Origin of the sequence: Corallococcus praedator, assembly GCF_003612125.1 — a bacterium.
GTDB classification, from domain to species: domain Bacteria; phylum Myxococcota; class Myxococcia; order Myxococcales; family Myxococcaceae; genus Corallococcus; species Corallococcus praedator.
Genome location: NZ_RAWI01000340.1, coordinates 1 through 10,229 on the forward strand (window position 1 = coordinate 1; position 10,229 = coordinate 10,229).

Consider the following 10,229-nt stretch of genomic DNA (forward strand, 5'->3'; position numbering starts at 1 on the left):
ACTCATGGCCCACCCCTCCGAGCACGACGCCGTCGCCTCCTCCACCCTTCCCCCCATGCCCTCGGACGTCCAGGTGACGCCCGTGCGCGGCGCCGCGGACCGGATGGCCTTCATCCGGCTGCCGTACGGCCTCTACCGTGACGACCCGAACTGGGTCCCGCCGCTGGAGATGGAGCGCAAGGACTTCCTGGACCCGAAGAAGAACCCCTTCTTCGACTACGCGGAGGTGGAGCTGTTCCTCGCGCGGCGTGGCGCGGAGGTGGTGGGCCGCGTGGCCGCCATCAAGAACCCGCGCCACATGGAGGTCCACGGCACGAAGGAGGGCTTCTTCGGCCTCTTCGAGTGCGTGAACGACGCGGGCGTCGCCCGGGGCCTCCTGGACGCCGCCAGCGCGTGGCTGAAGGCGCGCGGCATCGACCGGGTGCTGGGGCCGGCCAACTTCTCCTCCAACCAGGACTGGGGCCTGCTCGTGGAGGGCTTCGACACGCCCCCCGCGCTGATGATGCCGTACAACCCCACGTACTACCTGGGGCTGCTGGAGACGTGCGGCTTCACCAAGGCCAAGGACCTGTGGGCGTGGGAGCTGTCCTCGTCCGCGGAGCCGCCGGCGAAGGTGGCCCGCATCGCGGAGAAGATCCGTCAGCGCGAGGGCATCACCGTGCGCCCCGTGAACCTGAAGGACTTCCCCGCGGAGGTCGCGCGCATCAAGGAGATCTACAACTCCGCCTGGGAGAAGAACTGGGGCTTCATCCCGTTCACCGAGCGCGAGTTCGACCACATGGCCAAGGAGATGAAGGCCATCGTCCGCCCGGAGCTGGTGCTCATCGCGGAGGTGAAGGGGGAGCCCGTCGCCTTCTCCATGACGCTGCCGGACGCCAACCCGGCCTTCAAGGCCGCCAACGGGCGCCTCACCACGTTCGGCCTGCCCATTGGCCTGGTGAAGCTGGTGCTGGCCTCGCGCCGCCTCAAGCGGCTGCGCCTGCTCACGCTGGGCATCAAGGAGGGCTACCGGCGCCGCGGCCTGGACGCCATCCTGTACCTGGACACGCTGCGCACCGCGAAGGCGCTGGGCTACACGGGTGGGGAGGTCTCCTGGACGCTGGAGGACAACCACCTGGTCAACCGCGCCATCGAGTCCATGGGCGGCCAGCGCTCCAAGACGTACCGCGTGTTCCAGCGGCCCGTCTGAGCTTCATGGCCCCCTGAGGACGCTTCCGCCCGGGCACGCTGGCCCGGGCGGACACGCGCCCTGCCCTGCTACTTCGCCTGGGGGGCGGCGCCCGTGGTGCTGGCGGCGGTGTCCTTCACCGAGGCCGCGCTCGTCTCCGCGTTTTGCTTCTCCAGCTGGGCGCGCTTGGACTTGAGCGTCGTCAGCAGGCCGTCGAAGCCCTTCGTCTGGAGGATCTTCCGGAACTGGCCGCTGTACGTCTCCACCAGGGAGACCTCGTCGGTGATGACGTCGTAGATGCGCCAGTCCGTCTTCGCCGAGGCCCGATAGAGCTTGTAGTCCACGGGCACCTGATCCGACTTCACGGTGAGCTTCGTGTCGACCGTGGCCTCGTTCGCCTGCACGCTCTCCTTGCCGTAGACCACCTCCGCCTTCGCCTGCCCGATGGCCTTCTGGGCGTACGAGGCGCGCAGCAGCCCCGTCATGGTGTCGGTGAAGTCCTTGCGCTGAGCCGGGGTGAGGCCCTCCCAGGCCTTCTCACCCATGGCGCGCTTGGCCAGCTCCCCGAAGTCGACGAACTTCTCCACGACGGACGCGAGCGACTGGACGGTGGCGCCCGGCGCGTTGGCGGCCTTCTGGACGTCCGCGTTGCCCGACTTCACGACATTGAGCGGAGTCACGGGCGCGGCGGCAAGCAGCGTGGCGGCAAGCAGGGAAGCAATCATTTTGATGAAGCTCCGGGTTGAGGGACGCGTGAAACGACGCGTTAGAAGACTGGCGGCCTGGAAGGGTTATTCATCCGAGGCCGGGACGGCACCCGTCACGCGCGCCAGGGAGGCCATCCCCACGCGCACATCGAACCAGCTCTTGCCCCGCTCCGCCGACGCCTGGGCCAGCGCGGTGAAGGAGTCCACCAGTTCGCGGGTGTCACCGGTGCCCAGATCGAAGGCCGCGTAGGCGGCCGTGGCCCAGCGCTTCGCGTTCTTCTCCGCCTCCGTGAAGGACTTCGCCCGGGCGTAGGCCGCGACGAGCTGGCCCTGCACCTGGGTAACTTCCAACTGGATGCCGGCCTTGAGCGTCTGTTCCTGCGCGCGCAGCTTGTCCAGCTCCGCGCGGGCCTGATCCAACTGCGCGTCCTTGATGGGGATGTCGAAGGTGCCGCGCACCACGAGGCCCAGGCCCACGGTGCGGTCGTTGTACGGATCGTACGCGAAAGGGCTGCGCTGGCGCGTGGCACTGCTCGTCCAGCGCAGGTCGTAGAAGCCCGCGAGGCCCAGGTCCGGGTAGAAGCTGCGCTCGCGGATGAGGACCTCCTGCTCGCGCGCGACGATGCCGGCGGAGATGGCCTTGAGCTCCGGACGGCGCTCGCTGGCTTCCTTCAGCGCGGTCTCCAGGTCGGGCACCTTCACGTCCTCGCGCAGCGGCAGCTCCTCCTCCACCACCTCCACTTGATCCTCCGGGGCGGCGCTGGCCAGCAGCCGGATGGCGGTGAGCGCGAACTGCTCCCCCTGCAGGGCGCTGGCGCGCTGCCCTTCCACGAGCTGGCGGAAGTACCCCACCTTGTACGTGTCCAGCTTCGACACCTGATCCGAGTCCTCCTTGAGCAGCGCGTCGATGCGGTCGCCCGCGTCCTTGAGGCGCTTGGCCACGTCCTCCAGCTGCTTCAGGCCGGTGCGCGCCAGCTGATAGCCGTAGTACGCCTGCGCGGCCTGGAAGCCGGCCTCCGCGCGCACGCGCTCGCGCAACGCCGCGCCGACGATGGGGCCCTGCGCGCCCGCCTTCTCCAGGGCGGTCAGCTTGCCGAACGTGTACAGCGGCAGCACCGCGTTGCCGGTGGAGAACACCGTCACGCCCACCTTGCCGAAGTTCCAGTCGCCCTCCAGCGACGCCTCCGTGGTGGGCGGGCCGCCCAGGCCGTCGTTGCGCGCCTCGGGGACGGGGCCGCCCGCGCCCAGGGTGATCTCGAACCGGGGGAACCAGGCCCACTTCGCCTGCTGGTGCAGCGCCTGGAACTTGCGCAGCTCCGCGCTCGCCTCCGCCACGCGCGCGTCCTGGGTGCGCGCCAGCGCCACCAGCTGGGCCAGGGTGATGGGGCCCTTGGGCGGCTTCGTGCCGGCGACGGCTCCCGGCGCCTTCCCTGTCGCGGACGTACTGTCTCCGGGCGGACCGTTCCCGGGGACGACACCGCCCGGAGCGTTGGCCCCGGCGCCCGCGCCTGGCGTGGTGCCGACACCCGGGACACCCGTTCCCGGGGCACCCGTCGTGGGGGGGACACCCGCGCCTGGCGGGGCACCCGCGCCCGGCGTGCCCTGCATCGTCGTGGACGTCTTCGGCGCGGTGCTGGTGGCCCGCTGGGCGGCGTTGCCTGCCTCGGCCGCCTGCCCCGGGTTCAGCGGCGTTGGCCCGGGTGGCAGCATCGAACCGGTGCCCGAGGCGGGGTTGCCGGAGGAGGCCCCCGTTCCGGAGGTTCCGGGCATGCCCGGCGTGCCCGGACTTCCCGAGGCGCCCGGCGAGGGAATGGTGGCGGGTGACAGGCTGCCGGGAGAGGGGGCCGCGGTGCCCGGAGCCCCCGTTCCCGGGGCGTTCGAGGGAGCGGTCGTGGGGGAGAGCTGCGCGCCCGAAACACCGCCCGTGAGCATCATTGCCACTGCGACGACCCTGCCGACTTCTCTGCCCATGCTGTGGTCCGCCTCGTGTGCGGCGGGCATATCCGGAAGCCCGCGCCGGTGCAGCATTTCTGTGCTCCGGCGCGCAGCGCCAGATGTCTGCTTCCGCCCAGTCCCGCCCGCGCGAGGAGGCCCCGTAGCGCGCGTGACAATCGACGACATTCATTTCAGACAGTGCTTGGTCGGCGCGCGGAGGGGTCGCAGAATCCCGCGCCGAGTTCGACGCCTTCCTTCAAGGAAATCCCCATGGCATACACCGACCGCGTCAAGCAGATCCTGTCCTGGTACCCCTCCGACAACCCCGGCACGCTGACGAACCTGGCGCGGCTGCTGAACACCGGCACGCTCGCGGGCACCGGCAAGCTCGTCATCCTCCCGGTGGATCAGGGCTTCGAGCACGGCCCCGCGCGCTCCTTCGGTCCCAACCCGGCCGGATATGATCCGGACTACCACGTGCAGCTGGCCATCGAGTCGGGCTGCAACGCGTACGCGGCGCCGCTGGGCTTCCTGGAGGCCGTCGCCGGCAGGCTGGCCGGTGAGATTCCCCTCATCCTCAAGGTGAACAACTCCGACTCGCTGGCCAAGACGGCCGCGCCCATGTCCGCGGTGACGTCGTCCGTGAAGGACGCGGTGCGCCTGGGCTGCGCGGCGGTGGGCTACACCATCTACCCGGGCTCGGCCGCCCGCAACGAGCAGTACGAGGACCTGCGCGACATCATCGCGGAGGCCAAGTCCTACGGCCTGCCCACCGTGCTGTGGGCCTACCCGCGCGGCGCCCTGTCCAAGGAGGGCGAGACGGCCATCGACGTGGTGGCGTACGCGGCGCAGATCAGCGCGCAGCTGGGTGCGCACATCATCAAGGTGAAGCCCCCCACGGACTTCCTGGAGCAGGCCGAGGCGAAGAAGGCCTTCGAGAAGGCCAACATCCCCACCAAGACGCTGTCGGACCGCGTGCGCGAAGTCGTGCGCTCCGCGTTCAACGGCAAGCGCATCGTCATCTTCTCCGGCGGCGAGGCGAAGGAGACGTCGGCGCTCATCGACGACATCAAGCAGATCCACCAGGGTGGCGGCTTCGGCTCCATCATGGGCCGCAACGCGTTCCAGCGTCCGCACGGCGAGTCCGTGAAGCTGCTCAAGGACGTGATGAACATCTTCGCCGGCAAGTAGTCGTCGCATCCGCGCCCCTTCCGACCTCCCCCGCGAGGTCCGGGAGGGGCGCCCCCTCCCCTGTCCGGTCGATGGCCATGATGGAGGTCCGCCTGGCGGGTGGGCGGCCCCGCGTCCGGCCTCCTTCCGTGGCACCCGGGCAGGGGCTCCATTACGGATATACCCATGATGCGCCGACTCAGGATGCCCTCTCCTGACAGTCCGGAGCCGCGCCCCGGGGAGGCGTCCCTGGGCGACGAGGCGCGTGCGGTCCACGAGGTCCTCGCCGGGGGCGGTGACATGGGCGCCCTGATGCGCTCCATGGACTGGTCGAAGACGCCGCTGGGCCCGGTGAAGGATTGGCCGCAGTCGTTGCGCACCTCGGTGAGCACCTGCCTCCATTCCCGCTTCCCCATGCTGGTGTTCTGGGGGCCGCGGCTCGTGAAGCTCTACAACGACGCGTACCGCCCCATGCTGGGCGGCAAGCACCCGCAGGCGATGGGGCGACCCGGGCGGGAGGTCTGGACGGAGATCTGGCCCATCATCGGCCCCATGCTCGAACAGGTGCGCATCGACGCTCGCGCCACCCTGTCGGAGGATCAGCTCCTCTTCCTGGAGCGCCAGGGCTTCACCGAGGAGTGCTACTTCACCTTCTCGTACAGCCCCATCCGCGACGAGACGGGCGGCGTCGGGGGCGTGCTCGACACCGCGGTCGAAACCACCCATCGGGTGCTGGACGCGCGCCGCCTCCGGACGCTGCAGGAGCTGGCCACGCGCACCACGGGGAGCCTCCGGGTCCACGACGCGCGGGACCGGGCCATGGAGGCCCTGGCCTCGAACCCGGCGGACCTCCCCTTCGCGCTGCTGTACCGGCTCGACGAGGCGGGCGCCGGGGCCTCGCTCGAGGCCTGGATGGGCCTGGAGGCGGACAGCCCCGCCGGTCCCGCACGGATGATCCCGCGCCCCGGAGCCCCCGCGCCCTGGCCGCTGCCCCAGGGGGGCCGCTCCGGGCAGGCCGAGCGCGTGGGCGGACTGGCGGAGCGCTTCGGCGTCCTGCCCCTTCGCGAGGGCGTGCCCCCGCCGGACTCCGCGCTCGTCCTGCCCATGGGCGGCTCCGGCGAATCCGGCGCGGCGGGCCTGCTCGTCCTGGGACTGTCCCCCCGGCTCTCCCTGGACGCGTCCTACCGCTCGTTCCTGGAGCTGGTGGCCAGCGGCCTGGGCTCCGCGATCGCCAGCGCCCGCACCCTCGAAGAGGCCCGGCAGCGCGCCGACGCGCTGATGGAAGTGGACCGGGCGAAGACGGCCTTCTTCTCCAACGTCAGTCATGAGTTCCGCACGCCGCTGACCCTGCTGCTGGGTCCCTTGGAGGACGTGCTCACGGACGCGGAGCACCCGCTGGAGCCCCGGCAGCGGGAGCGGCTGGAGCTGGCGCGGCGCAACGGCCAGCGGCTGCTCGGGCTGGTCAACAGCCTGCTCGACTTCAGCCGGCTGGAGGCGGGCCGGATGCAGGCCTCCTTCGAACCCACCGACCTGGCGGAGCTCACCGCCGGACTGGCGACGGCCTTTGACGCGCTGATCGCGAAGGCGGGGATGCGGCTGGTGGTGGACTGCCCTCCCCTGCCCGAGCCCGTCTGGGTGGACCGCGAGCTCTGGGAGAAGGTCGTCCTCAACCTCGTCTCCAATGCCTTCAAGTTCACCTTCGAGGGAGAGATCTCCGTCCGGCTGAAGTGGCGCGGCGACCGGGTGGAGCTGTCCGTCAGCGACACGGGCACCGGCATCCCCCAGGCGGAGGTGCCCCGCGTCTTCGAGCGCTTCCACCGGGTGGAAGCGCTCCGGGGGCGCAGCCATGAGGGGAGCGGCATCGGACTGGCCCTCGTCCAGGAGCTGGTGACGTTGCATGGAGGCACGGTCCGCGTGGAGAGCACGGAGGGCCGGGGCAGCACCTTCACGGTGTCGCTGCCCACGGGTACGGCCCGCCTGCCGCTCGACCTGCGCCGGGACCGTCCGCGGGGCATCCCCAGGAACGCGACGATGGAAGCGCTCGTGCGGGAAGCGTCGTCGTGGCTTCCCGCCTCCCCGGAGTCCTCCTCAAGCGAGACCTCCGCTCCGCCCCGGGAAGCCCCTTCCACTTCCGGGGCCCCGGAGGGCCACGTCCTGCTGGTGGACGACAGCGTGGACATGCGGACCTATGTGCTGCGGTCGCTTGAAGGCCGCTTCACGGTGGAGGCCGTGGCGGACGGGCAGGCCGCGCTCGCCGTGGCGCGGGAGCGGCCGCCGGACGTGGTGGTGTCGGACGTGATGATGCCGGGGCTGGACGGCTTCGGGCTGCTGCGTGAGCTGAAGGCGGACGCGCGCACGGCCCACGTCCCGGTCATCCTCCTGTCGGCGCGGGCGGGTGAGGAGGCGAAGGTGGAGGGGCTCCAGGCCGGCGCGGACGACTACCTCGTGAAGCCCTTCGGCGTCCGCGAGCTGGTGGCGCGACTGGAGGGAACGGTGAGGGGCGCGCGCGCCCGCGTCCAGCGCGAGCACCTGCTCCAGGCCCTCGAGCTCTCCGACACGCGCTACCGGCTGGCCACCCGGGCCACGAAGGACGCCATCTGGGACTGGAACCTGCGCACCCGTGAGATCACCTGGAGCGAGGGCGTGCAGACGCTGTTCGGCTACGCGAGCGACGCGGTGCGGCCCGAATCCACCTGGTGGAGCGAGTGCATCCACCCGGATGACCGGGACCGCGTCGTGAACAGCATCCACGCCATCATCGACGCGCCCGGCGGCAGCGAATGGTGGAGCGAGTACCGGTTCCGCCGCAAGGACGGCACGTATGCCCTCGTGGAGGACCGGGGCTGGGTGGTGCGTGACGGCGCTGGCAGGGCCCTGCGCATGGTGGGCGCGATGCACGACGTCACCGAGCGCAAGTCCGCCGAGGAGACGCTCCGCCGCAGCGAGGAGGAGTTCCGCACGCTCGCGGAGGCCCTGCCGGAGGCGGTCTTCACCGCCGGGCCCGACGGCGACATCACCTACGTGAACGACGTGCTGCCCCGCTACACCGGCACGCCCGCGGCGGGGCTGCTGGGCGACGGCTACCTGGACATCATCCACCCCGAGCAGCGCGACCAGGCCCGGGAAGCGTGGGCGACCGCCCAGCGGGAGCGGACGCTCTACCAGGAGGAGCACCGGGTGCTCGGCCGGGACGGCACGCACCGCTGGAACCTGGTGCGCGCCCTGCCCCTGAAGGACGCGGAGGGCCGGGTGCTCAAGTGGGTGGGCACCTCCACGGACATCCACGAGTTGCACGAAGCCCAGGCGCAGACGCAGCAGCGCGCGGACTTCGAGCAACAGCTCATCGGCATCGTCAGCCATGACCTTCGCAACCCCGTGAGCGCCATCCTCCTGGGCTCCGCCAGCCTGATGCGCCACGAGGAGTTGGACGCGCGCAGCATCAAGGCCGTGAGCCGGATCCAGACCGCCGCGGAGCGGGCCCACCGGATGATCCGCGACCTGCTCGACTTCACCCAGTCCCGCCTGGGGGGAGGCATCCGCATCCAGCGGCGTCCCTCGGATCTGCATGCGGTCCTCCATGGCGTGCTGGAGGAGATTGAAGCGACGCACCCGGATCGGGAGCTCCACAAGCGCACCACGGGCGACGGTCACGGCGAGTGGGATCCGGACCGGCTGGGACAGATGGCCCAGAACCTGGTGACCAACGCCCTCAAGTACAGCCCCCGGGACACCCCGGTCGACATCACGACCTGGGCCGACGACGACAGCGTGACCCTGTCCGTCCACAACCAGGGGACGCCCATCGCCCCCGAGCGGCTGGGGCGGCTCTTCCAACCCCTCCAGCGCGCCAGCAGCGACGGGGACAACAGCGGCCGGAGCATCGGGCTGGGGCTCTACATCGTGAAGCAGTTGGTGGAAGCCCACGGCGGCACCGTGGGGGTGGAGTCCACGGCCGACGCCGGCACCACCTTCACGGTGCGGCTGCCCCGTCACGCGCCCGGTGTGCCTCCAGGCAAGGTGGGGAACGCGCTGTAGCAACCCCCTCGCGCGGGCCACCGTTCCGGCGATGCGCGGCCCGAAGCTGGGGACGAGCCCGCAAAGCAAAAGGCCCGCGAGATTTCTCTCGCGGGCCTTTTCCATTTCAGAGTGGAGCCAACCGGGATCGAACCGGTGACCTCCTGAATGCCATTCAGGCGCTCTCCCAGCTGAGCTATGGCCCCTTCTTTCCTGCGTGCTGCTGACACCGCTTGTGGGGAGCGGTTCCGCCCTGCGAAGGCGGCGCACTTCTACCGTTTCTTCGTTCCAGTTGCCACAACTGTTTGAGGCCGCGCGACACTTTTCGCGACCGGAGGCTTCGACACCTTCAACCGCTCCGCGGCCTCTTCTCCTTCCCGGAGCAGATCCGTGAGCTGCGCGGCGTGATCCGCGGACGCCTTCTCGGCGGCCGCGATGGCCGCGAGGAACCGGTCGAAGCCCGGGGGCAGCGTCAGGCGGCCCTGCTGGATGCTCTGCCAGACGGCCTCACCGAACTCCCGGTGCGTCTGCTCCTTCTTGTCCTTGAGGAACGCGGCCTTGCCGTTGGCGCGCGCCAGCTCCGTGTTGCGCTCGACGGCCTCACGCAGCTTGGCGAGCTTGGACTCGGCCGCCTGGAAGGCCTCGTTGATCTGCTTCATCACTTCGGACTGCTTCGGGTCTGCTGCCACGGCTGTCACCCTCAGGAGAAGTCGTTCGTGCGTAACGTGGCGGCTCGCCGACTGTCAACCCGGCTTGCGGACGAGGCGCGCGGCGAAGAAGCCCCCACCGGGGATGCGGGGCGGCAGGGCGCGCAGGTACGGCCCGTCCACACCCACCTGGAGTTCCGGCGGCCACCCCTCCCCCACCGGCTCCAGCGCGAAGTCCGGATGCTTCGCGAGGAAGCCCTCCACCACCCGGTCGTTCTCCTCCGGCAGCACCGAGCAGGTGGCGTAGACGATGCGCGCCCCGGGCTTCACCTTCGCGGCCACCTCCGCCAGCAGCGCGGACTGGGTGGTCTGGAACTCCTTGATGGCCTTGGCGGTGAGCTTCCACTTCTGATCCGGCTCGCGCGCCAGCGAACCCGTGCCGCTGCACGGCGCGTCCACCAGCACCACGTCCACCGCCTCCAGTGGCACCGGGTGCGGGAACGTCACCTGCTTGAGGCTGAACTCGCGCACCCGCTCCCGCGCGTCCGCCAGCCGCCGCTTGGAGCGGTCTCCCGCGAGCACCCGCCC

At 70.7% G+C, this 10,229-nt stretch carries 7 protein-coding genes and 1 tRNA gene; 3 read left to right on the plus strand and 5 right to left on the minus strand.

All coding sequences use genetic code 11. The features are described from left to right. Positions 1-4: 4 nt before the first annotated feature. On the plus strand, positions 5-1,189 hold the full coding sequence (locus tag D7Y13_RS31565) for a GNAT family N-acetyltransferase (protein WP_120630872.1): 1,185 nt from the start codon (positions 5-7) through the stop codon (positions 1,187-1,189). Between the two features lie 68 nt (positions 1,190-1,257). Here D7Y13_RS31565 and D7Y13_RS31570 read toward each other — a convergent pair whose 3' ends face one another. Beyond that, positions 1,258-1,893, minus strand: coding sequence for an MlaC/ttg2D family ABC transporter substrate-binding protein (locus tag D7Y13_RS31570; protein ID WP_120584364.1), 636 nt, complete (start codon positions 1,891-1,893; stop codon positions 1,258-1,260). 66 nt (positions 1,894-1,959) lie between these two features. After that, positions 1,960-3,846, minus strand: coding sequence for a TolC family protein (locus D7Y13_RS31575; protein WP_199732823.1), 1,887 nt, complete (start codon positions 3,844-3,846; stop codon positions 1,960-1,962). 234 nt (positions 3,847-4,080) lie between these two features. On the opposite strand from D7Y13_RS31575, the gene D7Y13_RS31580 reads away from it, so the two are divergent. Together D7Y13_RS31580 and D7Y13_RS31585 are read left to right on the plus strand one after the other, a co-directional pair. After that, positions 4,081-5,001, plus strand: a complete 921-nt coding sequence (locus D7Y13_RS31580; RefSeq protein ID WP_120584365.1) for a class I fructose-bisphosphate aldolase — start codon at positions 4,081-4,083, stop codon at positions 4,999-5,001. A gap of 183 nt (positions 5,002-5,184) precedes the next feature. Further along, positions 5,185-9,015: an ATP-binding protein gene (locus tag D7Y13_RS31585; protein WP_167508796.1), complete on the plus strand. Its 3,831-nt coding sequence runs from the start codon at positions 5,185-5,187 to the stop codon at positions 9,013-9,015. Positions 9,016-9,127: 112 nt separating this feature from the next. On the opposite strand, the gene D7Y13_RS31590 is transcribed toward D7Y13_RS31585, so the two are convergent. The 3 genes from D7Y13_RS31590 to D7Y13_RS31600 all read right to left on the minus strand — a co-directional run. Beyond that, positions 9,128-9,200: transfer RNA gene (locus D7Y13_RS31590), tRNA-Ala, on the minus strand. A 66-nt stretch (positions 9,201-9,266) separates the two neighbouring features. Beyond that, on the minus strand, positions 9,267-9,683 hold the full coding sequence (locus D7Y13_RS31595; protein ID WP_120534794.1) for a hypothetical protein: 417 nt from the start codon (positions 9,681-9,683) through the stop codon (positions 9,267-9,269). A gap of 54 nt (positions 9,684-9,737) precedes the next feature. Beyond that, on the minus strand, positions 9,738-10,229 hold a 492-nt coding region (locus D7Y13_RS31600; protein ID WP_500683186.1), incomplete at its 5' end, for an RsmB/NOP family class I SAM-dependent RNA methyltransferase.